This window comes from Phaeobacter sp. JH20_26 (genome assembly GCF_048056275.1).
GTDB classification, from domain to species: Bacteria; Pseudomonadota; Alphaproteobacteria; order Rhodobacterales; family Rhodobacteraceae; genus Phaeobacter; species Phaeobacter bryozoorum.
In genome coordinates this window covers 111983-137107 of sequence record NZ_JAYMWL010000026.1, presented here as the reverse complement: position 1 = coordinate 137107, position 25125 = coordinate 111983, and the positions used below count along the sequence as shown (strand labels likewise).

At 60.0% G+C, this 25125-nt stretch carries 23 protein-coding genes; 15 read left to right on the top strand and 8 right to left on the bottom strand.

What is annotated here, in order from left to right; genetic code table 11:
- Positions 1–62 precede the first annotated feature (62 nt).
- The gene (locus VWY60_RS19515) at positions 63–1637 is read left to right on the top strand and encodes a gamma-glutamyltransferase family protein (RefSeq protein WP_416541499.1); all 1575 of its coding nucleotides are present in this window, start codon (positions 63–65) and stop codon (positions 1635–1637) included.
- Positions 1638–1737: 100 nt separating this feature from the next.
- Here the strand turns inward: VWY60_RS19515 and hspQ are convergent, their stop codons facing one another.
- Positions 1738–2064 carry a heat shock protein HspQ gene (gene hspQ, locus VWY60_RS19510; protein WP_340546923.1) on the bottom strand — a complete coding sequence of 109 codons (327 nt, stop codon included), beginning with the start codon at positions 2062–2064 and terminating at the stop codon, positions 1738–1740.
- A 246-nt stretch (positions 2065–2310) separates the two neighbouring features.
- On the opposite strand from hspQ, the gene VWY60_RS19505 reads away from it, so the two are divergent.
- The 3 genes from VWY60_RS19505 to VWY60_RS19495 are packed head-to-tail and all read left to right on the top strand — an operon-like array spanning position 2311 to position 4118.
- On the top strand, positions 2311–3246 hold the full coding sequence (locus VWY60_RS19505; protein ID WP_340546924.1) for a tetratricopeptide repeat protein: 936 nt from the start codon (positions 2311–2313) through the stop codon (positions 3244–3246).
- Positions 3247–3273: 27 nt separating this feature from the next.
- Complete coding sequence (locus VWY60_RS19500; RefSeq protein WP_340546925.1) at positions 3274–3915, top strand: LON peptidase substrate-binding domain-containing protein; 642 nt, start codon at positions 3274–3276, stop codon at positions 3913–3915.
- Positions 3912–4118: a Trm112 family protein gene (locus VWY60_RS19495; protein ID WP_340546926.1), complete on the top strand. Its 207-nt coding sequence runs from the start codon at positions 3912–3914 to the stop codon at positions 4116–4118. The genes VWY60_RS19500 and VWY60_RS19495 overlap by 4 nt, the downstream gene beginning before the upstream one ends.
- Positions 4119–4215: 97 nt before the next feature.
- On the opposite strand, the gene VWY60_RS19490 is transcribed toward VWY60_RS19495, so the two are convergent.
- Positions 4216–5442 carry an FAD-dependent monooxygenase gene (locus tag VWY60_RS19490; protein WP_416541498.1) on the bottom strand — a complete coding sequence of 409 codons (1227 nt, stop codon included), beginning with the start codon at positions 5440–5442 and terminating at the stop codon, positions 4216–4218.
- An 89-nt stretch (positions 5443–5531) separates the two neighbouring features.
- On the opposite strand from VWY60_RS19490, the gene VWY60_RS19485 reads away from it, so the two are divergent.
- From VWY60_RS19485 to VWY60_RS19470, 4 genes are all read left to right on the top strand, one after another.
- A complete protein-coding gene (locus tag VWY60_RS19485) occupies positions 5532–6860 on the top strand; it encodes an amidase (RefSeq protein WP_416541497.1) in 1329 nt (442 codons plus the stop codon).
- Positions 6861–6968: 108 nt separating this feature from the next.
- Positions 6969–8147 (top strand): aminotransferase class I/II-fold pyridoxal phosphate-dependent enzyme, encoded by a 1179-nt coding sequence (locus tag VWY60_RS19480; RefSeq protein ID WP_416541496.1) that lies wholly within the window; start codon positions 6969–6971, stop codon positions 8145–8147.
- 115 nt (positions 8148–8262) lie between these two features.
- Positions 8263–11397, top strand: coding sequence for a DNA translocase FtsK (locus VWY60_RS19475; RefSeq protein WP_416541495.1), 3135 nt, complete (start codon positions 8263–8265; stop codon positions 11395–11397).
- A gap of 67 nt (positions 11398–11464) precedes the next feature.
- The gene (locus tag VWY60_RS19470) at positions 11465–12052 is read left to right on the top strand and encodes a LolA family protein (protein WP_340546931.1); all 588 of its coding nucleotides are present in this window, start codon (positions 11465–11467) and stop codon (positions 12050–12052) included.
- Positions 12053–12129: 77 nt separating this feature from the next.
- On the opposite strand, the gene VWY60_RS19465 is transcribed toward VWY60_RS19470, so the two are convergent.
- From VWY60_RS19465 to VWY60_RS19455, 3 genes are all read right to left on the bottom strand, one after another.
- Positions 12130–12717, bottom strand: coding sequence for a transglycosylase SLT domain-containing protein (locus tag VWY60_RS19465; protein ID WP_340546932.1), 588 nt, complete (start codon positions 12715–12717; stop codon positions 12130–12132).
- A gap of 127 nt (positions 12718–12844) precedes the next feature.
- Positions 12845–13633, bottom strand: coding sequence for an exodeoxyribonuclease III (locus VWY60_RS19460; protein WP_416541494.1), 789 nt, complete (start codon positions 13631–13633; stop codon positions 12845–12847).
- A 283-nt stretch (positions 13634–13916) separates the two neighbouring features.
- On the bottom strand, positions 13917–14603 hold the full coding sequence (locus tag VWY60_RS19455) for a response regulator transcription factor (RefSeq protein ID WP_340546934.1): 687 nt from the start codon (positions 14601–14603) through the stop codon (positions 13917–13919).
- 194 nt (positions 14604–14797) lie between these two features.
- Between VWY60_RS19455 and ribA the strand changes: the two genes are divergently transcribed.
- Positions 14798–15886 carry a GTP cyclohydrolase II gene (ribA, locus tag VWY60_RS19450; RefSeq protein WP_416541493.1) on the top strand — a complete coding sequence of 363 codons (1089 nt, stop codon included), beginning with the start codon at positions 14798–14800 and terminating at the stop codon, positions 15884–15886.
- A gap of 35 nt (positions 15887–15921) precedes the next feature.
- The gene (locus tag VWY60_RS19445) at positions 15922–16413 is read left to right on the top strand and encodes a L,D-transpeptidase family protein (RefSeq protein ID WP_416541533.1); all 492 of its coding nucleotides are present in this window, start codon (positions 15922–15924) and stop codon (positions 16411–16413) included.
- 19 nt (positions 16414–16432) lie between these two features.
- Here VWY60_RS19445 and VWY60_RS19440 read toward each other — a convergent pair whose 3' ends face one another.
- Together VWY60_RS19440 and VWY60_RS19435 are read right to left on the bottom strand one after the other, a co-directional pair.
- The gene (locus VWY60_RS19440) at positions 16433–17089 is read right to left on the bottom strand and encodes a YggS family pyridoxal phosphate-dependent enzyme (protein ID WP_416537667.1); all 657 of its coding nucleotides are present in this window, start codon (positions 17087–17089) and stop codon (positions 16433–16435) included.
- Between the two features lie 112 nt (positions 17090–17201).
- On the bottom strand, positions 17202–18146 hold the full coding sequence (locus VWY60_RS19435; protein WP_340546937.1) for a porin: 945 nt from the start codon (positions 18144–18146) through the stop codon (positions 17202–17204).
- 280 nt (positions 18147–18426) lie between these two features.
- On the opposite strand from VWY60_RS19435, the gene VWY60_RS19430 reads away from it, so the two are divergent.
- The 5 genes from VWY60_RS19430 (at position 18427) to VWY60_RS19410 (ending at position 23858) form a co-directional block, all read left to right on the top strand.
- Complete coding sequence (locus VWY60_RS19430) at positions 18427–18915, top strand: DUF3576 domain-containing protein (protein ID WP_340546938.1); 489 nt, start codon at positions 18427–18429, stop codon at positions 18913–18915.
- Between the two features lie 105 nt (positions 18916–19020).
- Positions 19021–21594, top strand: a complete 2574-nt coding sequence (gene leuS / locus VWY60_RS19425) for a leucine--tRNA ligase (RefSeq protein WP_416541492.1) — start codon at positions 19021–19023, stop codon at positions 21592–21594.
- Positions 21581–22123 carry an LPS assembly lipoprotein LptE gene (gene lptE / locus VWY60_RS19420; RefSeq protein ID WP_340546940.1) on the top strand — a complete coding sequence of 181 codons (543 nt, stop codon included), beginning with the start codon at positions 21581–21583 and terminating at the stop codon, positions 22121–22123. The genes leuS and lptE overlap by 14 nt, the downstream gene beginning before the upstream one ends.
- Positions 22120–23148, top strand: coding sequence for a DNA polymerase III subunit delta (gene holA / locus VWY60_RS19415; RefSeq protein ID WP_416541491.1), 1029 nt, complete (start codon positions 22120–22122; stop codon positions 23146–23148). The genes lptE and holA overlap by 4 nt, the downstream gene beginning before the upstream one ends.
- Positions 23149–23267: 119 nt before the next feature.
- On the top strand, positions 23268–23858 hold the full coding sequence (locus VWY60_RS19410; protein WP_416537670.1) for a glutathione S-transferase family protein: 591 nt from the start codon (positions 23268–23270) through the stop codon (positions 23856–23858).
- On the opposite strand, the gene VWY60_RS19405 is transcribed toward VWY60_RS19410, so the two are convergent.
- Positions 23831–25054, bottom strand: coding sequence for a TIGR03862 family flavoprotein (locus VWY60_RS19405; protein WP_416541490.1), 1224 nt, complete (start codon positions 25052–25054; stop codon positions 23831–23833). The two genes, VWY60_RS19410 and VWY60_RS19405, sit on opposite strands and share 28 nt — an antisense overlap.
- Positions 25055–25125 lie beyond the last annotated feature (71 nt).

Sequence of the window (25125 nt, the reverse complement as noted above, 5' to 3'; positions counted from 1 at the left end):
CTCCTTTATCGTTGCCTTTGCGTCCGTGCGACCTAAGCTGCCTTCCAGTTACAGGAGGCACCATGCGCGATTTTCACTTCCCCGGACGGTCGGCGGTCTTTGCCGAAAATGGTCTTTGCGCCACATCTCATCCGCTGGCGGCGGGCGCGGCCATAGACATTCTGAAACGCGGCGGCAACGCGATGGATGCCGCAATCGCTGGCGCGGTGCTGCTTGGCATCTGTGAACCGCAAATGACCGGGATTGGTGGCGATTGTTTTGTTCTTTACTCCCGCCCCGGCTCGCCGGTTATGGCCCTGAACGGATCGGGGCGTGCCGCCGCGGCCGCCAACGCGGCCGGGCTGCGGGCGAATGGGTTGAGCGCGGTTCCCCTGACCAGCGCCCATGCAGTGACCATACCCGGTGCAATCGATGCCTTCTGCAAACTCTCCGATACCGAAGGGCGGTTGGGGCTGGATGCCATCCTTGCCCCTGCTATCCACTATGCGGAAGTTGGGGTTCCGGTGGCTCCGCGAGTGGCCTTTGACTGGCAGAACGATGCCGACACGCTTCAGGGCAGCGCCCGCGACCAGTATCTTATTGATGGTGAGCCACCGCGGATCGGGCAGATATTTCGCGCTCCAGGTCAGGCCGAGGTATTGCGGCGCGTCGCCAAAGACGGGCGTGATGCGTTTTATACGGGCGAGGTCGCCGAAGATATGATTGCTGCGTTGCAAGCCCGCGGCGGGTTGCAACGCAGCGAGGATTTTGCCGCTACGCAGGCTGACGTCACCATACCGGTTGTCGGCAGCTACAAGGATATCGAGCTGGTCGAACACCCGCCAAATGGTCAGGGGGCCACCGCTATTCTGATGCTGAATATCCTGAAGCATTTCGATATGGCAGGCATGAACCCAGTTGGCGCAGAACGTATTCACATCGAAGCCGAAGCCGCAAAGCTCGCCTATGATGCGCGCAACCGGTTCATTGCGGATCCAGATCACACGGCCCGTTTGGACCATATGCTGGCGCCGGAAACGGCGGTGCGCCTGGCCGAGCTGATCAATCCGAAGCGCGCGATGGCTGCACCTGCTCCGATCAGTGAGGCAGTGCATAAAGACACGATCTATATCACTGTCGTCGACAAGGACCGCATGGCCGTTTCGCTGATCTATTCGATCTTCCACGGTTTCGGATCGGGGATCGCCTCCGACAAGTTTGGCATTCTGTTGCAAAACCGCGGCGCAGGTTTCACCTTGGAAGAGGGCCACCCCAACATGCTGGCAGGCGGCAAGCGGCCAATGCACACCATCATTCCGGGAATGCTGTGCAAGGAAGGCGCGGTCTCCATGCCCTTTGGCGTGATGGGTGGTGCCTATCAGCCCAATGGTCACGCGCGATTCGTCTCTAACATGACGGATTTTCGCATGGATCCCCAGGCGGCGATCGATTTGCCCCGCGCCTTTGCCGATGGCGCCACCCTGAAGGTCGAACGCGGCTACAGCGATGCGGTGAGACAAGAGCTCGCGGATATGGGACACAACATCGCGATACCGGAGACCGCAATTGGCGGAGCACAAGCGATCCAGATTCATCGCTCAGGTGTGCTGGAAGGTGCCAGCGACCCTCGGAAAGATGGCTGCGCTCTGGGGTATTAAACCGCACGACAAGACCGCAATTGAGAGAAATGGATCTTCGCACTTTGGCCGCGCCAGTGCGGAGTTCATAAGGCTGAGGTCCAGAGGCCTGCCGCTTATATCAGTTCAGTTGATAATGCAGCTCATAGCTGCCTTCGTCAAAACTGCCGAACATCTCTGGAATATCGGGGTGCCCCACGGGTTCGCCGGAATAGTCGGCGATCAGGTTCTGTTCCGACACATAGGCCACGTAGTAGGTCTGATCGTTTTCCGCCAGCAGATGGTAATACGGCTGGTCCTTCACCGGGCGGCTGTCTTCGGGAATGGCCTCGTACCATTCCTCGGTATTGGCAAACTCTGGATCGACGTCGAACACAACTCCGCGAAAGGGATGTTTGCGGTGACGGACAACCTGTCCCAGATTATATTTTGCGCGCGTTCTAAGCATGAATGCTGTTCCTATCGCCTCATGATACTCTGCGACAAGGGAAAATGTCGAATCCACGGCCCGGTTTCGCCGGAAACACTGTGTCATTCACGATAGAACAATGCTGTCGCCATATACCTGCGCCTTCTGAGCCCTCGGCAAACAGCCGCGATAGCGCTCGGGTGCAGGGCTTTGCGCAGATGAACCCTTGGTTTCTGGGCAGCCAGCTTTCATATAGGGGGCAAGTTGGAAATGGAGAGCAAGCGCATGATCGATATTCTTGGCGGCGCGGGAGATATGGCCCCCGCAGGTGATCTGGTCAAAGACGTGACCGAGGCAACATTCATGCAGGACATTGTCGATGCGTCGATGCACGCGCCGGTGATCGTCGATTTCTGGGCTCCTTGGTGTGGCCCCTGCAAAACACTTGGACCCGCGCTGGAAGCTGCCGTGGCCAAGGCAAAAGGCGCCGTCACCATGGCGAAGATCGACGTGGATCAGAACCAACGTCTGGTTCAGGCCCTCTCGCAGCAAGGACTTCCTTTGCAGTCAATCCCGACGGTTGTCGCCTTTGTTCAGGGGCGGCCCATTGACATGTTTCAGGGCGCGGTAGCGCCGTCTGAAATCGACGCATTCATCAAACGTGCAATCGAAGCAGCCGGTGGCAGCGCGGACGGCGGGCTGGGCGAAGCTGTCGAAGCGGCCGAGCAGATGCTGGCCGATGGTGATTTCGCGGATGCGGCGCAGACCTTCGCCGCCGTACTTGGCGAAGATGATCACAGCGCCGCCGCCTACGGGGGGCTGGCACGCGCCCACGTCGCCATGGGAGATCTCGACCAGGCGGAGGCGGTGCTCAATGGCGCACCTGCCGATATCTCCGATGCCGCAGAAATCGAGGCCGCTCATGCCCAGATCGCCCTGGCTCGTCAGGCCGAGAATGCAGGTCCCGTGACGGAATTGCGCGCAACCGTGGACGCCTACCCCGAGGACCATCAGGCCCGGTTTGATCTGGCACAGGCCCTGCACGCAGCTGGCGACACCCAAGCCGCAGTGGATGAACTCCTGACATTGTTCCGCAAAGACCAAGAGTGGAACGACGGAGCGGCCAAAGCACAGTTGTTCACAATTTTCGACGCTCTGAAGCCAAACGATCCGATTGTCCTCAATGGTCGGCGCAAACTCAGCTCCATCATATTTGCCTAGGGCGGCGCCAGCGCTACAGTCCCTAGCATGATACAGGTTGCTGATCTGCCCGACACTCTGCCGGTGTTTCCGCTGCCCGGGGCGTTGCTCTTGCCCCGGGCGCGATTGCCGTTGCACATATTCGAACCGCGCTACCTGCAAATGCTGGAGGATGCGCTCAAGACGCCACACCGGATGATCGGCATGATACAGCCGTTCCCGTCGAAAACCGGCGACAATAGCCTGCACAGCATCGGCTGCGCCGGACGGGTGACGCAGTTTTCGGAAACCGAAGATGGCCGCTATCTGATTACCTTGTCCGGCGTCTCACGGTTTCGGATCAAGACCGAGATCAATGGGTTCACGCCATATCGGCGGTGCGATGTCGACTGGGACGGGTTTCATCGCGATCTGGGCCGGGTTGAGGCGGACGACGATTTCAACCGCGCCCGCTTTCTAGAGCTGCTCGAACGTTTCTTTGAATCGCGCAACCTTTCGACAGATTGGGATGCCCTGAAGGACGCAGAGGACGAGCTACTGATCAACTCCTTGTCGATGATGCTCGATTTCGACCCCGAAGACAAACAGGCCTTGCTCGAAGCGCCCTGCCTTGCCACAAGGCGCGAGACCCTAATCACATTGATCGAATTCGCCCTTCGCGGCGGCTCGCATGAGGAAATTCTGCAATGAGCATTGAACCGTCTTCCACCGGAGCCAGTGAGGCGCCCTTTGACCGCCGGATGCTTGAGGCACTGGTCTGCCCGCGCACGCAGACGGTCCTTGAATACGATGCCTCAGCGCAGGAGCTGATATCGCGCGCGGCCAATCTGGCCTTTCCGATCCGCAATGGCATTCCTGTCATGCTTGAGGGCGAGGCGCGCGTTCTGGACTAGGCCGATACCTGCCGCAATGCGATTGAAGCTGAAATCTTGATGTGGCCGGGCAAGTTTTGTCCGGCCAATTTGATTTGCACCCGCACCATGGCCAGCTTCAGATCGGCAGCCCTTGAAGCAATCTCGGCAGATCCCCGGTCAGTCCGGCTGCCTCACGAATAAAGGTGCGGCGCAGCCCCGGAAAGGCGCCAACCACGGCCATCCCAACGTCGCGCCCCAAGCGCAATAGCGGGTTATCGTTGGAAAACAGCCGGTTGAACGCATCGGTAGCTGCCGCCAGACTGGCGGTATCGAAGCGACGCCACTGTTGATAACGCGCAAGCACAAGCGGAGAGGCAATATCTTCGCCCCGGCGCTTTGCCTCCGTCAGCACCTCCGCCAATGCGCCGACATCGCGAAGCCCTGCATTCAGCCCCTGCCCTGCAATCGGGTGGACCCCATGGGCGGCATCGCCAACCAGCGCCAGCCGGTCAGCCACAAACGCATTGGCGAGGGTCAGGTTCAAAGGGTAGGTGAAACGGTCACCGGCCAAGCTGATCTCGCCCAGAAAATCGCCAAATCGGGGGCGCAGCGCCGCAAGGTAGTCCGCCTCGTCCAGGGCCTGGATCGCTTCAGCAACCCGGCTCCGTTCACTCCAGACGATGGAAGACCGATTGCCCGGCAACGGCAGAATCGCCAATGGGCCAGCGGGCATGAAAAATTGATGGGCGACGCCGTTGTGTGGCGCCTCGTGTTGAATGGCGCAAACCAGCGCCGTCTGACCATAATCCCAGCCGGTCCGTTTGATACCTGCGCGTGCTGCGGTGCCACTGCGCCGACCATCCGCCCCGACGATCATTCCCCCACGCAGCGCGTCACCAGAGGCCAGCGTAAGGGTCACACCAGTGGCGTCGACATGCTGCGCGACGACTGTCTGCTCATCCACCAGCGTGATTGCGGAATCCGCCTCCATCGCGCGGCGCAGGGCACGACGCAGATAGCGATCCTCAATCATGTATCCCATAGGACCATCTTCGATCTCGGCATGATCGAAATGCATGAAGAACGGCGATGGTCCCTGACCCGCGCGACCATCGGTGACCTTGATGTCCAGCATCGGCTGAACCTTGTCCGCGACCTGCGACCAGACGCCAATCTGCTCCAGCAACCGCTGTGATGCGAGCGCCAGCGCATAGCTGCGCCCATCAAAGCCGTCATCGTCGCGCAGATCCCGCGGCAGCGCGTCGATCAGCGTCACTGTGTGGCCTGTCTGGGCCAGCGCCAATGCCAGGGCCGGACCATTCAGGCCACCGCCCACAATCAGGATGTCGGTTGTGTTTTTCATGCCCCGCAATATGCGCCTGCGATTGGGATTGTCCATGGGGCGCGGTGCCGCTACCGTCGCCTCATCCCGAGCAATTTGGAGAGGCGCACATGCAAGAATGGCTGACGCAGACCGCAGCGGATCTGGGCCGTGGCATTGAGGCAGGTGAAATCTGCCCGGTTGCCTTGACCAGAACCTATCTGGAGGCCATTGACGCCCATCCCAAGCGCGACAGGATCTACACCATCGTCACCCATGACCGCGCCCTTGCCGAGGCCGAGGCGGCAAAGCTGCGCGCGGCGCAGGGACAGCGGTTGTCGCTGCTAGACGGCGTTCCGATCAGCTGGAAGGATCTTTTTGACAGCGCTGATATCACAACCGAAGCCGGGTCCAATCTGCTGGCCGAGCGGGTCCCCGAACGCGATGCGCTGGTTCTGCAGACGGCAACATCAATGGGCGCTGTCTGCCTCGGCAAAACACATATGAGCGAGCTGGCCTTCTCCGGGCTCGGTCTCAATCCGGTGAAGGCAACACCGCCTTGCATCCATGACGATCAGGCAGCCCCTGGCGGATCGTCCTCCGGTGCGGCAGCTTCCGTCGCCTTTGGTCTGGCGGCCTGTGGAATAGGCTCTGATACAGGGGGATCTGTACGAATTCCCTCGGCCTGGAATGATCTTGTCGGACTAAAGACGACTTCCGGCCGGATCAGCCTGGAAGGGGTTGTCCCGCTTTGCCTCAGGTTTGATACCGTCGGCCCTCTGGCACGATCGGTCGAGGACGCCGCGCTTTATCTGGGTATGCTGGAGGGCACCCATGGCCCCGATCTGCGCGGAACCACCTTGGAGGGACGTCGCTTTGCCGACCTGCGGACCGTGGCGCAGGAGGATCTGGCCCCTGAGATTGCCGAGGCCCACAGCGACGCCCTGGATAAACTACGCGCAGCCGGAGCAGATATTGTCCCGCTGGAGGTTCCTGTGCTGAAGCAGGCCATGTCGCTCAGTGCGATCCTCTTTACAGCGGAGGCCTACGGCCTGTGGAAAGATGTGATCGAGGCAGCACCACATCTGATGTTTCCCGAGATTCTGGAGCGGTTCCGCTCCGGGGCCGGTTTCAGCGGTCCGGACTATGTCGCCGCCTGGGCCAAGCTGGAGCAGTATCGAATGGACTGGGATCTGGCCACCGCAGGGTTTGACGGCGTGCTCTGCCCGACCTCTCCGATCCGGCCACCTGATGTCGAACGGCTTCAGAACGATCACGACTACTACATCCATTCAAATCTGATGGCCTTGCGCAACACCCGGATTGGCAATCTGATGGGACTGTGTGGCCTGTCACTGCCCACTGGCGTCCCCTCATGTGGCTTGCAGATCCTGGGGCAACCTGACTGCGAAGAGGCCCTCTTGCGCGTCGGCGCAGCTGTGGAGCGGGCATTGGCGTGAAAGCCACATTTTGCCAAGCCCACCTTTGCGCGGCTGGACGCAGGGGGATCCGCTCTGTAGTTTGTTTGTGAACGGGGCATTAACGATCCCGGACCTGAGGCCAAACACATGAATTTTCCGGAGCGGTTTTCAAACCTGCCGCCATACGCGTTCCCGCGACTGCGGGCCCTGTTGGACCATCACACGCCGGGCGGCGATGTGGTGCATATGACCATTGGCGAACCCAAACATGATTTCCCGGCCTGGGTGACGGATGTGATCGTCGAAAACGCCGCCGGCTTTCAGAGCTACCCTCCCAACGAGGGTAGCACCGAGCTGCGCGGCGCCATCAGCGACTGGATCAAGCGCCGCTATGATGTCAGCGTCGACCCAATGACACAGGTCATGGCGCTGAACGGCACCCGAGAAGGGCTCTACAATGCAGCGATGGCGCTCTGCCCGGAACAGAAAAACGGCCAGAAACCAGTCGTGCTGATCCCGAACCCCTTCTATCAGGTCTACATGGTTGCCTCGATCTCGGTTGCAGCAGAGCCGGTTTTTGTACCCGCGACGGCTGCGACGGGTCATCTGCCCGATTATAGCAGCCTGCTGCCCGAGGTGCTGAACCGCACTGCTGTCGCCTATATCTGTTCGCCCGCCAACCCGCAGGGTGCCGTAGCCAGCCGGGACTACTGGACCCAGCTTATCCAACTGGCCGAGCAGTATGATTTCCGCATCTTTGCCGATGAATGCTATTCTGAAATCTACCGGGACAGCGCACCGGTCGGTGCCCTGAGCGTCGCACAAGAAATGGGTGCGGACCCGGAACGGGTGGTGCTGTTCAATTCGCTCTCGAAGCGCTCTAATCTTGCTGGTCTCCGCTCGGGCCTCATCGCCGGCGGACCGGAAACGCTGAAGCGGGTGCATCAGCTGCGCGCCTATTCCGGCGCCCCGCTGCCCGCACCGCTACAGGCCGCTGCAGCCCGAGTTTGGGCGGATGAAGCGCATGTCGTGGAGAACCGCGCGCTTTATCAGGCAAAATACCGGATTGCGGATCAGGTTTTTGACGGGCTGGACGGTTACATGGCACCTGAGGCAGGTTTTTTCCTCTGGCTACCGGTCGAGGACGGAGAGGCGGCAGCACTGAAACTGTGGCTGGACACCGGCGTACGGGTGCTGCCCGGATCTTATCTGGCCCAGGGCAACGGCACCAAGAACCCGGGCGCCGGTTATATTCGGGTGGCACTGGTCGCCCCCGCAGATCAGACCGAGGTAGCCCTGCGCAAATTGCGCAACTGCCTCTACTGATGACCCATTCGATGCGCCCCTTTCAACGAGCGGCGCCAAAATAAAAAAGTCATGGGGCCCAAACCCGCGCATAAGAAGCGGGACGCCCCGACGGACAAGATGAAACGAGGTAGGCATGGCATTTCAGACGCGCAGCCGCGATCCATTGCTGGACAGCAACATGCAGGCGGCCATCGAGAAGCGTGGCAAGGAACTGATTGGCGCACTGCTGATTGGCCTCGGCCTGATGGTTGCCCTGATGATCGGCAGCTATTCGGCGGATGATCCGAACTGGATGGTGTCGACTGACGCCCCGGTCCAGAATATGCTGGGTCGCACCGGTGCATCGCTGGCCTTCATTCTGATCACGCTCTTTGGCAAGGCCAGCTGGGCGATCGCGCTCTTCCTGACCGTCTGGGGTGGACGCTGCATCTTGCATCGCGGCGAAGACCGGTTCCTGTGGCCGCTGCTACTATCGCTGCCCTGGCTGCTGCTGGTCTCCTTGCATCTGGAAACGCTGGTCCCATCCGACGCCTGGAAATCGGCGCATACCTTCGGTCTCGGCGGTATGATCGGATATACCTTTCTGGGGATGCTGTTGGCCCTGCTGCCAGTTGGGCTGATCTTTCTGGTCAAATTCCTCTCACTCCTCACCGCGCTTGGAATGTTGGGCCTGGGCGCCACCGTCCTCGGCTTTACCCGCGCTGAAGTCACCCGTGGTCTGCGGTTCGTATTGGTCGGTCTCATTCTGATCTACGGTGCGATCGCCGGTGTCCTTGGCCGGGGCGCCGCAAGCGGCATGCAGGCAGCGCTCAACTATCGAAGCCGCCGCGCCGAACGTACAGCAGCAGCGGTTGCGATGGCAGATGTCGTCGACAGCACCGAAACCGACCCGCAGATGTTCGAGCCGTTGGAGTTCGACGACGGACCCACAGCAGCGCCGCCGCTTGGTGCTCCGGTGCTTGGGCCGGCAGCCGCCCCTTATGGCCGGGTAGAACCGGCATTTGACATGCGCCACGAAGATGAGCCCGAACCGGTCAAGGAAAAGACTGGCCTGTTTGCCCGTGTGCCGAACCTCATCCGCCGGGCCGAACCAGTGATGCCCGAACCGGAACTTGTTGAACCCGTCCTGAGTGAGGCGAGCAGGGCAGCGGATCTGGACACCCTTCCCGGCGATGAGCGGATCGCCGAAAAAATTGCCAGTGCCGTACGCGTGCGCCGCGCTGCTGATGTGGCACCCGAAGTGGATTTCCCGCTGACCAAGGGCCGTGGACGTCGACCGGAACCCCTGGTTTTTAACCCTAATCACAACGTCGAAGGCCTGCCGCCCGAACCACCGCTGACCGGTGCGGCGATGGACGCTATTGAGGCGGCGATGGGAACGGTCCCGCCTGTTCCACCCGCACCAGAGGCCGGATATTCCCCCGATGCTGAGCCGCACCAGGGGTACGATAGTGCCGCATATGAGCATCCGGCGTCCGCTGGGTTCGTCGACCATGTCGCCTCCGAAGGGCTGCCAAGCGCTCCGATTCCAGACGCCAGCGGTGCGCAGGTTCTGCGCCGTACCGCAGAAAGCGCCGCCGCATCTAATGCGGCAGCGGCGACGGTCGCCCCGCCCGTAACGCCCCCTGTGACACTTCCGGTGGCAGAGCCACGTCGGGCTGTTGTGGAACAGCCAGTCCGCAAGCCGCCGCAGCCATCGGCCCGCGCAAAGGCCGAAGCACAGCCCCCCTTGGCCTTTGAAGATGCCAGCAGTGATTTCGAATTGCCGCCGCTCTCGCTGCTGACCAGCCCGGCACAGATCGAACGCCACCACCTGAGTGACGAGGCGCTGGAAGAAAACGCGCGAATGCTGGAATCGGTATTGGATGACTATGGCGTCAAGGGTGACATCGTCTCGGTGCGCCCCGGTCCCGTTGTCACCATGTATGAACTGGAGCCGGCACCGGGTCTCAAGGCCAGCCGCGTGATCGGTCTGGCCGATGATATCGCACGCTCCATGTCCGCACTATCCGCGCGGGTCTCTACCGTGCCGGGTCGCACCGTGATCGGTATCGAACTGCCCAACGATAAGCGTGAAAAAGTTGTCCTTCGCGAAATTCTTGCGTCACGCGATTTTGGCGATGGCACCCATGCGCTGCCACTGGCGCTTGGCAAGGATATTGGCGGTGACAGCATGGTCGCCAATCTTGCGAAAATGCCTCACCTACTGATCGCAGGGACCACCGGCTCGGGTAAATCGGTGGCGATCAACACCATGATCCTGTCGCTGCTGTACAAGCTGACGCCCGAAGAATGCCGTCTGATCATGATCGACCCTAAGATGCTGGAACTCTCCGTATATGATGGCATTCCGCATCTTCTCTCGCCTGTGGTGACAGATCCGAAAAAGGCCGTCGTCGCCCTGAAATGGGTCGTCGGCGAAATGGAAGATCGCTATCGCAAGATGTCGAAAATGGGCGTGCGGAATATTGCGGGCTACAATGGCCGGGTGAAAGAAGCGCTTAACAAAGGCGAGATGTTCAGCCGCACCGTGCAAACCGGATTTGACGACGACACGGGCGAACCGGTCTTTGAAACCGAAGAATTCGCGCCCGAGGCGTTGCCCTATATTGTGGTCATCGTCGATGAGATGGCCGACCTGATGATGGTTGCGGGCAAGGAGATCGAGGCCTGCATCCAGCGTCTGGCGCAGATGGCCCGGGCATCGGGCATTCACCTGATCATGGCCACGCAACGGCCCTCGGTTGACGTGATCACCGGTACGATCAAGGCGAATTTCCCGACGCGGATTTCGTTCCAGGTGACCTCCAAGGTCGACAGTCGGACCATTCTCGGCGAAATGGGCGCCGAGCAGCTGCTGGGTATGGGCGACATGCTCTATATGGCGGGCGGCGCGAAGATAACCCGCTGCCACGGCCCGTTTGTGTCAGATGAAGAAGTCGAAGAGGTGGTCAACCACCTCAAGCAATTCGGACCGCCCGAATATATCGGCAATGTGCTTGACGGCCCGGATGACGATAAGGCCGACAATATTGATGCGGTGCTGGGTCTCTCTACCGGTGGCAATACCGATACCGAGGACGCGCTATACGATACGGCGGTACAGATCGTCATCAAGGATCGCAAATGCTCGACCTCCTATATCCAGCGAAAACTGGCCATCGGATACAACAAGGCAGCACGTCTTGTTGAGCAGATGGAGGAAGAAGGGCTCGTCTCTCCTGCAAACCACGTCGGAAAAAGGGAAATTCTGGTTCCCGAGCAATAGTCGTTTCACGGCGGGGCCAATTGGTCCCGCCTCTTCACATTTGCCAATGTCTCCCTATTTAGAAACCATGAAACAACTTGCCTACGCCCTAGCGCTGACGCTCTGTGCCCCGGCTGCATGGGCAGCCGAGAAACTGAGCCTGAACGACGTTTCGCAATATCTGAACGGGATCTCTACTGCGACAGCCCCGTTCAGCCAGATTAATGACGATGGTAGCCTCTCTACCGGCAAGCTGTATATGCACCGGCCCGGACGGATGCGGTTCGAATATGATCCGCCCAACAAGGGGGTTGTGGTTGCAGGCGCGGGCGCTGTTCTGATTCAGGATCCGAAGTCAAACCAGCCGCCGGAGACCTATCCACTCAACCGGACGCCACTTTCGCTGATCCTGGCCCGCAACGTGAACCTGGGCCGTGCCAATATGGTGGTGGGTCACGGCTTCGATGGCACCTCCACGATTATCCGCGCGCAGGATCCTAAAAACCCGGAATATGGCAGTATCGAAATGATGTTCACCGACAACCCGGTTGAGCTGCGGAAATGGGTGATCCACGATGGTTCCGGCGGCAAGACCACGGTGATCCTTGGCGGGCTGCAAACCGGGGTCAAGCTGTCCTCCAAACTATTCAACACCAGTTCAGCCCCGTCGCGCTAAAGAGCGGCGACGTCAGACATGAGACCCCCCGCCCGAACAATCGGACGGGGGGTCTCTTGTCGTAATGATCGCAACGGTCAGCGTGCGCGGCGACAGGTGGCAAGCTGTGTCTGATACATCTCAGCCCGCGCCTGCACCTTGGCAGCAACCCGCAGCAGCCATGGTTTGGATCGGTAGGTTCCGCGGGCGAAACCGGTATGTCCATCATGGTAGGCTAGGTACTGGTTGCGCGCATCATAGAGCGACACACCGTTGCGGTCCCGCGTCTGGTTCATATACCAGCCCATGAAATCGGTGGCGTCCTTGATCCGGTTGCGCTTGGCGCCGCGGCGGCCGGCAGATTTGCGATAATCGTCCCAGGTGCCATCGAGCGCCTGACTGTAGCCATAAGCGCTGGACTGCCGCCCCATCGGGATCACCCCTAGCGCAAAGCGGTGCGGTGTGCGCGCGTCGGACCGGAAACGGCTTTCCTGATGGATGATGGCCATCTGCACATGCATGGGAACACCCCAGCGCTTCTCTGTGGCGCGGAACGCCTTCAGATACTCGGGCCGTTGCTTGATGATGCTGCACGCATTGTCGAGATTGCGCGGCGGTGAGCCACCGCCACCTCCGCAGGATGCCACGATCAGCAATAGGATCATGGCGCCTATGATTCTGCTCATTGCCTCTGCCTCTTGTAAATCACTGGGCGTATTTTGGCGGCAGTGTAGCCAATCAGGGGCGGCGTGAAAATCACTATTCCGTGGCGCCGGCAACCTGTCCCGGACCAGCGCCACCGATCATCGGCGGTCAGAAGTCAAATGTCGCGAAGACAGGCGCATGGTCACTTGGTTTCTCCCATCCACGCGCATCCCGCATTACCCGACTGGAATGGGAGGAGTTTTTGATGTCGGAGCTGGCCCAGACATGGTCCAGTCGGCGCCCCTTGTCCGCCGCATCCCAATCCTTGGCACGGTAGCTCCACCAGCTGTAGAGCCGCCCATCCGGGATATCATTGCGGGTGACATCCGACCAGCCACCCGCCTCCATGACATCGGCGAAATGTTCGACCTCAATCGGAGTGTGGCTCACCACTTTCAGCAGCTTCTTGTGATCCCAGACGTCATCTTCGCGCGGCGCGATATTGAGGTCTCCGACAAGGATGGATTTCTCCGGCCGCTCAGAGTGAAACCAATCCCGCATATCAGTAAGATAGTCGAGCTTCTGGCCGAATTTCTCATTGACCTCGCGGTCAGGCACATCGCCGCCAGCGGGGACATAAAAGTTATGGATGGTAACGCCATTTTCGAGACGGCCCGCGATGTGGCGGGCATGGCCAAGACCGGCAAAATCCTTGTCACCGACATCCTCGATCGGCAGCCGGGAGAGAATTGCGACACCGTTGTAACCCTTCTGGCCGCGAGCGATCATATGGCCGTAGCCCAGCTCGGCAAATTGCTCCAAGGGAATCTTGTCGACCGGGCTCTTACACTCCTGCAGGCAGAGTACATCCGGCCCCTCCTCTGCCAACAGCCTGCAGACAATCGGCTCCCGCAGGCGAACCGAGTTGATATTCCAGGTGGCTAGGGTAAACGACATCGCGCGCCTCTTTCTCAAATGTCTGTGCTGTTGGCCGGATACTGCCCGCTCTGGCGCGGTGATACCAGAGCACAAATGGCATCGAGAGAACGGCGAAATCATCGCCGTGTCTTCATCATTCGCGCTGCTATGAACGAAAAAAAGCCGGGCACTAGGCCCGGCAGTCCAACAGGGAGGAACATGTCATAACCCGGACATGCACGGGATCTCTCGTCAGTGCCGTCGCACTTGTCTCAATGACCACCATCCCTCCCAGTCCGGGCGATTCTGTGGCGCTGAGGTGTCAGATGGCCAGTTTGTAGCCACCTGACTCTGTGACTAGTATACGTGCATTTGACGGATCTGGTTCAATTTTTTGGCGAAGTCGGTAGATATGGGTTTCCAGCGTATGGGTTGTAACCCCGGCATTGTAGCCCCAGACCTCGTGCAGCAGCACATCGCGTTGCACAACCCCCTCGTTAGAGCGGTACAGGAATTTCAGGATGTTGGTTTCCTTCTCGGTAAGGCGGATCTTGCGATCGTCCTCGGTCAGAAGCAGTTTCATCGCCGGTTTGAACGTATAAGGACCAAGTGCAAATACGGCATCTTCGGATTGTTCATGCTGGCGCAGCTGCGCGCGGATCCGGGCCAGCAGGACCGGGAACTTGAACGGTTTGGTAACATAGTCATTCGCCCCGGCATCCAGACCGAGGATCGTATCCGCATCGCTGTCATGCCCGGTCAGCATCAGAATCGGTGCTTTCACACCTTGTTTGCGCATCAGGCGGCAGAGTTCGCGGCCATCGGTATCGGGGAGGCCAACATCCAGGATGATCAGGTCATAAAGCGCCTCTTTTGCGCGCTCCATAGCTGTCTGACCGTTCTCGGCTTCGAACACGTCGAAGTCTTCGGTCATAACCAGCTGCTCGCTCAGGGCTTCGCGCAGATCTTCATCATCGTCTACAAGCAGAATTTTCTTCAGTTGGGCCATAACCTTGTCCTCCTGTGCCGTGCACAACAGATGCGCAGTCCGCCGCCCGATCACAAGTTATGCTGCAAGAGTTTCACGCCGACGTGTCCATGGGGCGGGAATTGTTTCACTTTCCCACCGTTTATGACTACTTAAATACTGTTCACCGCAGCGGTGCCGCGCCCCAAGACGTCAACGACCCACAGGATTTCCGCATGAGTCTGATGCCCACGATGATCGACCTACTGGCCCGCGCGCGGGTGGACCTGCGTATGGGCTTGCCGGTCATCCTGACCACGCCCGATCAGGCGGTATTGGCCGTCGCGGTTGAACCATTGGACAGCACCCGACTGGCGAGCCTGCGCACGCTTGGCCCGCTGACATTGGCCGTGACAGCCCGGCGGGCGAGTACTCTGAAGGCCCGTGCCTATGATGGCGATGTTGCCCGCATCAGCGTTCCAAATTCAGCGGATCTGTCTTGGCTTCAGGCCGTTGCCGACCCCGCTGACGACCTGAGCACACCGATGAAGGGCCCGCTGCAAAGCGGTCGCGAAGGCAATGCAGAGCTGCACCGGTTGGCCATTGCCTTGGCCAAATCGGCCCGCCTGTTGCCTGCCGCGGTGGTTTGCCCCCTGCAACATCCCGCACAATTCGCCCAGAGCCATGGGCTGACAACCCTGCCGCTCGCCGCAGTTGCACCGCTGATGGTCGAAAGTTCGCCGCTTCATCCCGTCGCCGCAGCTCGTCTTCCAATCGCTGCAGCCGAAGCCGGGCGGCTGCACATCTTTCGCCCGGAAGATGGCGCGGAAGAACATTATGCCATCGAAATCGGCAAACCTGACCGTAGCCTTCCAGTCCTTGCCCGACTGCATTCCGCGTGTTTCACAGGCGATGTTCTTGGCTCGCTCAAATGCGATTGCGGCCCCCAGCTGCATGGAGCGCTGAACCAGATGGGCGCCGAAGGACAGGGCGTACTGCTCTACCTCAACCAAGAGGGGCGCGGCATTGGCCTTGCAAATAAAATGCGCGCATATTCCCTGCAAGATCAGGGGTTTGACACGGTTGAGGCCAATCATCGCCTTGGGTTCGAAGATGATGAGAGAGATTTCCGCCTAGGCTCCGCAATCCTGAAGGAGCTGGGCTTTTCTTCGGTGAGACTGCTGACCAACAACCCCAACAAGATTTCCATGATGGAAAAAACCGGTATCACAGTCACCGAACGGGTACCGCTGAAGGTCGGGGAGACCGCGTTCAACCGCGAATATCTCGCAACAAAAGCCGCCAAATCCGGCCACATGCTATGAGATCAGCCATCCCGCGCGACCTGCGGTCAACCGATATGCTGCTCACCCCAAGGGGCCTGCGCTTTGCTGGACGCACCCTGCCCTGTTCAATCGGGCGCGGTGGGCTGAGTCCGAACAAGGTCGAGGGCGATGGTGCAACGCCAATCGGCTGCCATCTTGTCGTCGGTATGCTCTATCGACCGGATCGAATGGCACCACCAACCGATTGGGCTGAGCCGATCGGGCCCGGCGACCTGTGGTCCGACGCTTCCGACACCGAGGATTACAACCAGCACGTCCGCGCGCCATACTCCGACAGCCATGAAGCCCTCAGACGTGCTGACCCGTTGTATGATCTGGTCCTGGTCACGGATTGGAACTGGCCGGTTGCCGAGCCCGGTCGTGGATCGGCAATCTTCCTGCATCAGTGGCGGCGCCCCGGCTACCCGACCGAGGGCTGCATCGCTTTTTCGCGTCAGGATTTACACTGGCTGGCCAAACTGGTTCTGCCCGGTACACGCCTTGTGGTGCCACCGCTGGCGCGCTGAGACGTTGCCGCGCAGGCTATCAGAGCTCGTAAGCGCGCGCACCGAAGATGGCCGATCCAACACGCACATGGGTCGCGCCTAACGCAACAGCAGTTTCAAAATCACCACTCATGCCCATCGACAGGCCCGTTAGGCCATTTCTCTCTGCGATCTTGCGGAGAAGAGCAAAATGCAGGCTCGGTTCCTCAGCTGCGGGCGGAATACACATCAGACCTTCGACGGTCAGATCCATATCCTGACATTCGCGGATGAAGGCATCTGCCTCACCCGGAGGGATCCCGGCTTTCTGCGGCTCCTCGCCGGTGTTGACCTGTACGAACAGCTTTGGACAATGGCCCAGTTCCTGCGCCAGCCGCGCGATGGTCTTGGCCAGTTTCGCGCGGTCAACAGTATGAATGTTCTGAAACAGATCCATCGCCTGCCGCGCCTTGTTGGTTTGCAGCGGGCCAATCAGGTGCAGATCCAGTTCCGAGTAGCGCGTCGCGAAGTCCGGCCATTTTCCGGCGGCTTCCTGCACACGATTCTCGCCAAAACAGCGATGCCCCTCTTCCAGAACCGCCGCGACCCTGTCGTTGGGTTGAACCTTGGATACCGCGATCAGCTGCACCGACCCTCGAGGGCGGCCAGCTTTTTCTTCGGCGGTATGAATGCGGGATTGGATCTCCTGAAGCGACATGGGGCAGTCTCACTATGGTCAGATGTTGCCGCAGAAAAACACAGTTTCTGCACAAAAGAAAAGGGCGAGCTCGTAAGAGCCCGCCCCAAGAACCGTAGTGGTTCAGGTCAGCTTAGAAGCTGAACTGAGCACCGAAGTCGGCACGCATCTGGCCGTCGGCGCTGCCCACTTTGCTCTCGCCGATACCACCGCGCAGGGAGACACCGCCGCCCAGGTCGTGGATCACGCCCAGACCAACGTTGCGGGTGTCGCCGTCGCCGGAACCGTCGCCGTAAGCGAAGGTCAGGGTGGTTGCGGAGCTTACGTCGTAAGCAGCAGAGATACCGTAGAAGGTGTCGGACTGAGCAACGTTGCCCGCGATGGATTCATCACCAACCAGCAGGGTGCCGGAGAATGCGCCCCAGGTGCCGCCCAGCGACAGAACAACGATGTCGTCGTCGTCTGCTGCGCCGTTGTCGGTTTCACCGTATGCCAGAGCGGCAGTGATGTTGCCGAAGGTGTAAGCAGCGTGGATGTCGAAACGGTCGCCGTCGCCACCGTTTGCCGCCTGGTCGTAGGACGCAGCAACAGCGAAGTCACCAACTGCGTAACGAGCGTAAACGCCGTTCACGCCTGCGCCACCGGAGGAGTAACCAACGAAGTCGTAGTTAACGCCGGAGTACTGACCAACGAAGTTTTCCAGGCCCGGCTCGTTGCCGTAGTAGTTGGGCAGGTTGTCGATTGCGCCAGCAACGTTACCTACGTCAACACGCAGACCGCCGTACTCAACCGAGAAACGCGCGCCGTTCAGGCCAGCTGCGTTTGCTTCGCCGGAAGCTGCATCTTCGTCAGCCTGCATACGAACGCGAGCGGAGAACTTCACGCCTGCGTCGGTTTCAGCGGAGCCATCGATGTTCATGCGGAAACGGCTGACGATCACGGTGTCGGAAGTGCCACCAACGGTACGATCTTCAACGTAGCCGATACCAAAGCGGCCGTAGCCACCGAACGAAACGTCTGCTGCTGCAACACCAGCGGTGGCGACCAGCGCAGTCGAAGCGAAGAGAATCTTTTTCATGTTTTTCCCTCGGGTTTAAATGTCCAAGCTCAAACAGGCGCTGAGTGGCACAAGTCTGAGTACGCCCTCCGTTTCGCTCTTTTTGGGGTCGTTACGCAAGCTTGGGCGCAGGCGGCAAATCCTTTCGGCCCGAAGTTGATGCAACCATGTCACAGTATCTTAACCCGAGCGGCATCAACGGCTTCGCACAGAGAGAGTCTATTAAAGAATAGGCTTGTTGCCGCCCTATCGCTTGGCTAGGACTAGTCCGCAACCGGAATAGCAACGGATCTTGCCCATCATGCGCTGGCTCACGAAACTTGGACTCATCTCGCTTCTGGCTGTCACCGCCAGCTGTGGCGCATTCGGCGGCAAGAACCGCGGCGGCCCGTCGGCCTATAATGAAAACGTCATTGGCGGCAACCCGCGGAACCCGGAGAACATTGAAGGCACGACAATCTGGGATGCCTTCAAACCCACGAAGGCCGAACAGATTGTTCAGGTAAACCGTTACCTCTGGACCGCAACGCTGGATGTGCTGGACTTCCTGCCGCTGCAAACCGTCGAACCCTACACCGGTGTGATCGTCACAGGTTACGGTACTCCCCCGGGTGGCGGGCGCGCCTATCGCGCAACGGTTCATATCAAGGATCCCGCACTGGATGCCCGCTCGCTGAACGTGTCGCTTCAGACCCGCAACGGCCCGGTCAGCGCCAGTACAGCACGCGCGATCGAGGATGCGATTCTCTCTCGGGCCCGCCAGCTGCGCATCGCCGACCGCAAGCTTTAACCCGGCGCATCCCCCTCTTCAGCCCTCTGGAACAGGCGGGCAAACATCACTATCACAAGCGCCAGGCCCCAAACCTGGCGTTTTTATCTACGAAGGACAGCTCTGATGCCCCGTTATGTTGCCCCGGAAATCGAAGCGCGTTGGCAGGACGCATGGGAAAAAGCCGGGATCTTTCAGGCGAAACGCTCCGCTGACAAACCGAAGTATTACGTCTTGGAGATGTTCCCCTATCCATCGGGCAAACTGCACATGGGGCACGTGCGCAATTACACCATGGGCGATGTGATCGCGCGCTACAAACTGTCGACCGGCCATAACGTACTGCACCCGATGGGGTTTGATGCCTTTGGTATGCCCGCTGAAAACGCCGCGATGGCCAGCGGCGGTCACCCCAAGGACTGGACCTACGCGAATATCGACACGATGGTCGAACAGATGAAACCGCTGGGCCTGTCGCTGGATTGGTCGCGGATGTTCGCAACTTGCGACGAATCCTACTATGGCCAGCAGCAGGCTCTGTTCCTCGATTTCCTCGAAAAAGGTTTGGTCTACCGCAAAAATGCCGTGGTGAACTGGGATCCGGTCGACATGACCGTATTGGCGAACGAGCAGGTCGAAGGCGGCCGAGGCTGGCGCTCCGGCGCCTTGGTCGAGCGCCGCGAGCTGACGCAGTGGTTCTTCAAGATCTCCGATTATTCGGATGAGCTGCTGACCGCGCTGGACACTTTGGAAAACTGGCCCGCCAAGGTGCGTCTGATGCAGGAGAACTGGATCGGAAAATCACGCGGCCTTCAGTTCAGCTTTACCCGCAGCGATGGCGGCGATCCGATCGAGGTTTACACAACCCGCCCCGATACGCTGAACGGCGCATCTTTCGTGGGCATCTCTCCCGATCACCCGATTGCCAAGGCGCTGGAAGCCGACTCGGAAGAAGTCGCCGCCTTTGTCGCCGAATGCCGCAAGGGGGGCACGACCGAAGAGGCCATCGAGACCGCCGAGAAGCTGGGCTATGACACCGGTATCCGCGTGAAGCATCCGCTGGATCCGAACTGGGAGCTGCCGGTCTGGATCGCGAACTTCATTCTGATGGACTACGGCACCGGCGCGATCTTTGCCTGCCCTGCACATGACCAGCGCGACTTCGAATTCGCGACCAAATACAGCCTGCCCATCATTCCGGTGTTCCAGAACCCTGAAGATGACAGCCCCTTGACCGAGGCCTATGTCCCGACCAAGACCGAGAAGGTTCGCTATGTCAAAGGCTTCGCCGGTGCGGATGAGCAAACTGGTGAAGAGGCCGTAAATGCCGCCGTCGACAAGGCCGAACGCGAAGGCTGGGGTGCAGGTGTCACCAAATTCCGCCTGCGCGACTGGGGTCTGTCGCGCCAGCGCTACTGGGGTTGCCCGATTCCCGTGGTGCATTGCCCGGACTGCGGCGTGGTACCGGAGAAGAAGGAAAACCTGCCCATCGCGCTGCCCTATGACGAAGACGGCAAGGCGATTGACTTCTCGATCCCCGGCAACCCGCTGGATCGTCATCCCAGCTGGCGCAACTGTGCCTGCCCTGCCTGTGGCAAGCCTGCGCAGCGCGAAACCGACACAATGGATACCTTCGTTGATTCGTCGTGGTATTTCGCCCGTTTCACCGCGCCCGACACCGAAACACCGACTCGGATGGAGGATGCCAACTACTGGATGAACGTCGATCAGTATATCGGCGGCGTCGAGCACGCGATTCTGCATCTGCTTTATTCGCGCTTCTTTGCCCGTGCCATGCAGATCTGCGGTCACCTGCCCGAGAAGGCCAAGGAACCCTTTGACGCGCTGTTCACTCAAGGCATGGTGACACATGCAATCTATGAAAACGCGGAACGCCGCACTGAGAATGACCGCCCGATCTACCACTACCCGGAAGAGGTCGAGGAGCGCGACGGTGCGGTTGTGGTCAAGGAAACCGGCGAAACGGTCAAGGTCATCCCCTCGGCCAAGATGTCGAAATCCAAAAACAACGTCGTCGATCCGCTGCACATCATCTCGTCTTATGGGGCGGATACCGCACGCTGGTTTGTACTCTCCGACTCACCGCCTGAACGAGATGTGGAATGGACGGCGTCTGGTGCAGAAGCCGCGCATAAGCACCTGAACCGCGTCTGGAATCTCTGCGATCGCATCGGCGAGATGGACCCGAGCTCTGGCGGTGAGGGCGACGATGAGCTGCTGCGCGATATGCATAAGGCAATCCGCGACGTTACCCTCAGCATTGAAACCTTTGGTTTCAATGCGGCGATTGCGAAGCTCTATAGCTTCACCAACACCCTTGCCAAATCCAAGGCCGGGGCTGCCGCGCAGAAACAGGCGATCATGACACTGGCCCAGCTGATGTCTCCGATGACGCCGCATCTGGCTGAGGACATCTGGAACCATCAGGGGGGCGAAGGCCTGTGCGCAACGGCCCCTTGGCCGGTTGCGGATGAATCGATGCTTGTGGAAGACAGCGTCACCCTGCCGATTCAGGTCAACGGCAAACGCCGCGGTGAGATCACCGTTGCCAAGGACCTCAGCAAGGATGAGGTTGAAAAAATCGCCCTCGCGCATGAAGCTGTGCAAAAGGCGCTGAATGGCGCCGCTCCAAAGAAGGTGATTGTCGTGCCGGGTCGGATTGTGAATGTCGTGGCGTAGGCCAAAATACCTCATCGCATTGGCCGCTTCTTTGTTGGTGGCGGCCTGCGGTTTCACTCCGGTTTACGCGCCCGGTGGCAGCGGATCCGTGCTTTATGGCGCGGTAAGGGTGCAAGCCCCGGAAACGCTGGGCGCTACGGATGATACCGACGCCTATTTCCTGGTCCAGAATCTCGAAAGCCGGTTGGGACGCGGGTCTGGTGCAGATTATGCGCTGGACCTGAAACTGCGCACCCGAAGCGAAGGTCAGGCGATCACCGCCGACAATGAAATCACCCGCTATTCCATCGTCGGGCAGGCAGCCTATGTGCTGACCCGGCAGTCCGATGGCACCATCGTCGCCAGTGGTGACGTGGAGAATTTCACCGGCTATTCCGCAACCGGAACCACTGTTGAAACTCTTGCCGGTGAACGTGATGCCCACCGGCGGCTCATGATGATCCTCGCGGATCAGATCACGACTGATCTGCTGAGCACGGCTGATCTCGGCCAGACCGGCGGGAGCCAGACCCCGGCTGCTTCCAAATGAAACTGAGCCCGCGCGAGGCGGACAGATATTTCGCCAAACCGGATCAGGCGAAGACAGGCCTGTTGATCTACGGCCCCGACGCCATGCGGGTGTCGTTGAAGCGACAGCAGATGCTGGCGGCGCTCCTGGGACCAACCGCAGAAGAAGAGATGCGTCTGACGCGGATGTCGGCTGCGGATCTGCGCAAGGACGCAGCCCTGTTGATGGATGCGGTCAAGGCCGTAGGGTTCTTTCCCGGCATCCGCGCGGTATTTGTCGAAGAAGCCAATGACACCGCAGCACCAGCTATTATCGCAGCGCTTGAGGCCTGGCAGCCGGGCGACGCGCAGATTGTGGTGACGGCCGGACAATTGAAGGCAACGTCCAAGCTGCGCAAGGCTTTTGAAAATCACCGGAACGCCTATGCCACGGGGATCTATGATGATCCGCCATCACGCAGCGAAATCGAACGTATCCTGATCGAAGCCCGGATCCGTGACGTCCCTGTGGACAGTATGTCTGCGCTGGTCGATATCGCGAATGATATTGGACCCGGTGATTTCTCCCGCATGGTTGAGAAACTTGCACTCTACAAATACGAGGACAGCACGCAGCTGACGCTCGAAGACATTCAGGCGATCGCGCCGCAATCCACCGAAGCTGCAGTCGATGATATGCTCAATATCGTGGCAGAGGGGCGCGGTGCCGAAATTGGCCCACTCATGGGTCGTCTGCAGGCACAGGGCACCAACGCCGTAACGCTTTGCATCGGCGCGACCCGGCATTTTCGGACCCTCTACACAATTGCCTCCGATCCCGGAGGTCCAGCACAGGGCATCGGGCGCTTGCGGCCGCCGGCCTACGGAAAACGTCGCGACCGGCTTCTGCGACAGGCCCAGAGCTGGGGCGCTTTCAAACTTGAAACTGCGCTGACCCTGCTGACCGATACCGATCTACAGCTGCGCTCAGCCGGACAGACCGCACCGGCTCTTGCGTTGATGGAACGTGCCTTGATCCAACTGGCGCGTCTCAGCCGCGTCGGGTGAGCCCTTGGCTGTCGGGCGGGTCCAGACGCTGCGTCCAGATCACGGCTGCTTGAGAATGGCTTGACCCCACAGCCGGAACCCGGTTCCGTTTCGGACAGAAACCGCAGGGAGATCTCGAAATGTACACCGTTATCGGCAAACAGCTGACCCGCAGTTACCGCGTGCTTTGGGCGCTTGAGGAAATGGGCCAGCCCTATGAGCTGAACCCGGCCTCTCCGCAAAGCGAGGAGGTTCTGGCCCTCAACGCCTCCGGCAAGGTCCCTGTGTTCAAGGACGGGGACGATGTGATCACCGATTCGACAGCGATCATTACCTATCTGGCGGACAAGCACGGGCAATTGACCGCCCCTGCCGGCACGATTGCGCGAGCAAAGCAGGATGCAATGACACATCTTCTTCTGGACGAGCTGGACGCTTTGCTGTGGACCGGGGCGCGCCACAGTTTCATTCTGCCCGAAGACAAACGAGTGCCCGAGGTCAAAGACAGTCTGAAGTGGGAATTTTCCCGCAATCTCGCGCGGCTTGAAAACATGATGGCTGGTCCATTTCTGATGGGCGAGGAGTTCACCATACCTGACATCATCTGCACCCATTGCCTGAACTGGGCCTATAGCGCCAAGTTCCCAATCGAGAGCGAACTCCTTCTGGCCTATAGCAAGCGCATGCGCGCACGTCCCGCCTTTCAGGCGGTAGCAGCATCGGTAGCGTAACTACCGGCCAGATAGTCAACGGCTGACCGCCCCGCCCAACGCCCTGTCGCCAGGCAGGCGGTCAGCAGATACCCTCCCGTTGGGGCTTCCCAGTCGAGCATTTCCCCGGCGCAGAACACGCCGGAACGCGCATGCAACATCAATCCTGAATCAACAGCCCGGGCCTGAACACCGCCAGCGGTGGAAATCGCCTCATCCATCGGCCTCAGCCCGGCATGGCGGATCGGCACAGCCTTCACCAGCCGGGCCAGCGTCTCGGGCTCCGCTGGTAATGGCCGCGCGAATTCCTGCATCACCGCCAGACGCGGCGGTGTCAGTTTCAGTACCTTGCGCAGATGGGTCGACAGGCTGGATTTGCCGCGTGGGCGGGTCAGACGTCCGATGACCTGATCCAGCGACAGATCGGGCAGCAGATCCATATGCAGCGCTGCGCCCTCGCGCACAGCGGCGCAGACCGTATAGACCCCTCCCCCTTCGAGCCCTTGCCGGGAGATAACCGCCTCACCACGGGTGCGAACCGCACCGGCGCATAATGCGATACCCTTTAGTGGTGCGCCAAAATGCTGGGCCATGTGATCTGACCAAGGGATCAAGAGCCCGGCATTGGCGGGCTGGAAGGGTGCAAGCGCCACAGCGTCGGCGGCCAGTGTCTCCGCCCAGCGGCCGTCGGATCCCAGTCGCGCCCAGCTGGCGCCCCCCATGGCCAGAACTGTCGCCCCGGCCGTGACCTGCCGCAGGCCGTCCGGTGTGTCGAACTGCAGAGCGTCACCTTGCCACCCCAGCCAGCGCCAGCGGGTGCGGCGCTCCACCCCGTATCCGTCCAACCGGGCCAGCCACGCCCGCAGCAGCGGAGAGGCTTTCATTTCGCTGGGGAAAACCCGTCCTGTGGTGCCCGTGAACAAGGTGCTGCCCAACGCTGTCGCCCAATCCATCACCTCTGCCGCATCACATTCCGCGATCATCGGCGCCAGCCAGTCCGCCCCCGCGCCATAGTGGCTGAGCAGCATCGAACGTGGTTCGTCTTTCGTCAGGTTGAGGCCCGATTTTCCGGCCATCAGGAATTTTCGGGCAACCGAGGGTTTGGCATCGACTATAAGCGTCCGGTGACCAGCTGCCCCGAGCTCTTCGGCAGCCCGCAAACCCGCAGGTCCAGCACCGATGATCACGGCGTCCCAGTTTTCCAGTTCCTGTCCCAAATAGACGGTTCCTTGCGCGCTTGCCCTTGCCGATGACCGACACAGGCGCATGTCCTACGGTTGAACCAGCC

Bases quoted from the DNA above. Each gene is read 5' to 3' on its own strand.
- holA (WP_416541491.1), top strand. From the start codon at position 22,120: ATGAAACTGAGCCCGCGCGAGGCGGACAGATATTTCGCCAAACCGGAT.
- VWY60_RS19480 (WP_416541496.1), top strand. From the start codon at position 6,969: ATGAATTTTCCGGAGCGGTTTTCAAACCTGCCGCCATACGCGTTCCCG.
- VWY60_RS19435 (WP_340546937.1), bottom strand. From the start codon at position 18,146: ATGAAAAAGATTCTCTTCGCTTCGACTGCGCTGGTCGCCACCGCTGGT.
- VWY60_RS19515 (WP_416541499.1), top strand. From the start codon at position 63: ATGCGCGATTTTCACTTCCCCGGACGGTCGGCGGTCTTTGCCGAAAAT.
- VWY60_RS19495 (WP_340546926.1), top strand. From the start codon at position 3,912: ATGAGCATTGAACCGTCTTCCACCGGAGCCAGTGAGGCGCCCTTTGAC.
- VWY60_RS19490 (WP_416541498.1), bottom strand. From the start codon at position 5,442: ATGAAAAACACAACCGACATCCTGATTGTGGGCGGTGGCCTGAATGGT.
- lptE (WP_340546940.1), top strand. From the start codon at position 21,581: ATGTCGTGGCGTAGGCCAAAATACCTCATCGCATTGGCCGCTTCTTTG.
- VWY60_RS19500 (WP_340546925.1), top strand. From the start codon at position 3,274: ATGATACAGGTTGCTGATCTGCCCGACACTCTGCCGGTGTTTCCGCTG.
- VWY60_RS19505 (WP_340546924.1), top strand. From the start codon at position 2,311: ATGATCGATATTCTTGGCGGCGCGGGAGATATGGCCCCCGCAGGTGAT.
- VWY60_RS19465 (WP_340546932.1), bottom strand. From the start codon at position 12,717: ATGAGCAGAATCATAGGCGCCATGATCCTATTGCTGATCGTGGCATCC.
- VWY60_RS19440 (WP_416537667.1), bottom strand. From the start codon at position 17,089: ATGTCGCTTCAGGAGATCCAATCCCGCATTCATACCGCCGAAGAAAAA.
- hspQ (WP_340546923.1), bottom strand. From the start codon at position 2,064: ATGCTTAGAACGCGCGCAAAATATAATCTGGGACAGGTTGTCCGTCAC.
- VWY60_RS19455 (WP_340546934.1), bottom strand. From the start codon at position 14,603: ATGGCCCAACTGAAGAAAATTCTGCTTGTAGACGATGATGAAGATCTG.
- VWY60_RS19430 (WP_340546938.1), top strand. From the start codon at position 18,427: ATGCGCTGGCTCACGAAACTTGGACTCATCTCGCTTCTGGCTGTCACC.
- VWY60_RS19445 (WP_416541533.1), top strand. From the start codon at position 15,922: ATGCTGCTCACCCCAAGGGGCCTGCGCTTTGCTGGACGCACCCTGCCC.
- VWY60_RS19470 (WP_340546931.1), top strand. From the start codon at position 11,465: ATGAAACAACTTGCCTACGCCCTAGCGCTGACGCTCTGTGCCCCGGCT.
- VWY60_RS19485 (WP_416541497.1), top strand. From the start codon at position 5,532: ATGCAAGAATGGCTGACGCAGACCGCAGCGGATCTGGGCCGTGGCATT.
- VWY60_RS19410 (WP_416537670.1), top strand. From the start codon at position 23,268: ATGTACACCGTTATCGGCAAACAGCTGACCCGCAGTTACCGCGTGCTT.
- leuS (WP_416541492.1), top strand. From the start codon at position 19,021: ATGCCCCGTTATGTTGCCCCGGAAATCGAAGCGCGTTGGCAGGACGCA.
- VWY60_RS19460 (WP_416541494.1), bottom strand. From the start codon at position 13,633: ATGTCGTTTACCCTAGCCACCTGGAATATCAACTCGGTTCGCCTGCGG.
- VWY60_RS19475 (WP_416541495.1), top strand. From the start codon at position 8,263: ATGGCATTTCAGACGCGCAGCCGCGATCCATTGCTGGACAGCAACATG.
- ribA (WP_416541493.1), top strand. From the start codon at position 14,798: ATGAGTCTGATGCCCACGATGATCGACCTACTGGCCCGCGCGCGGGTG.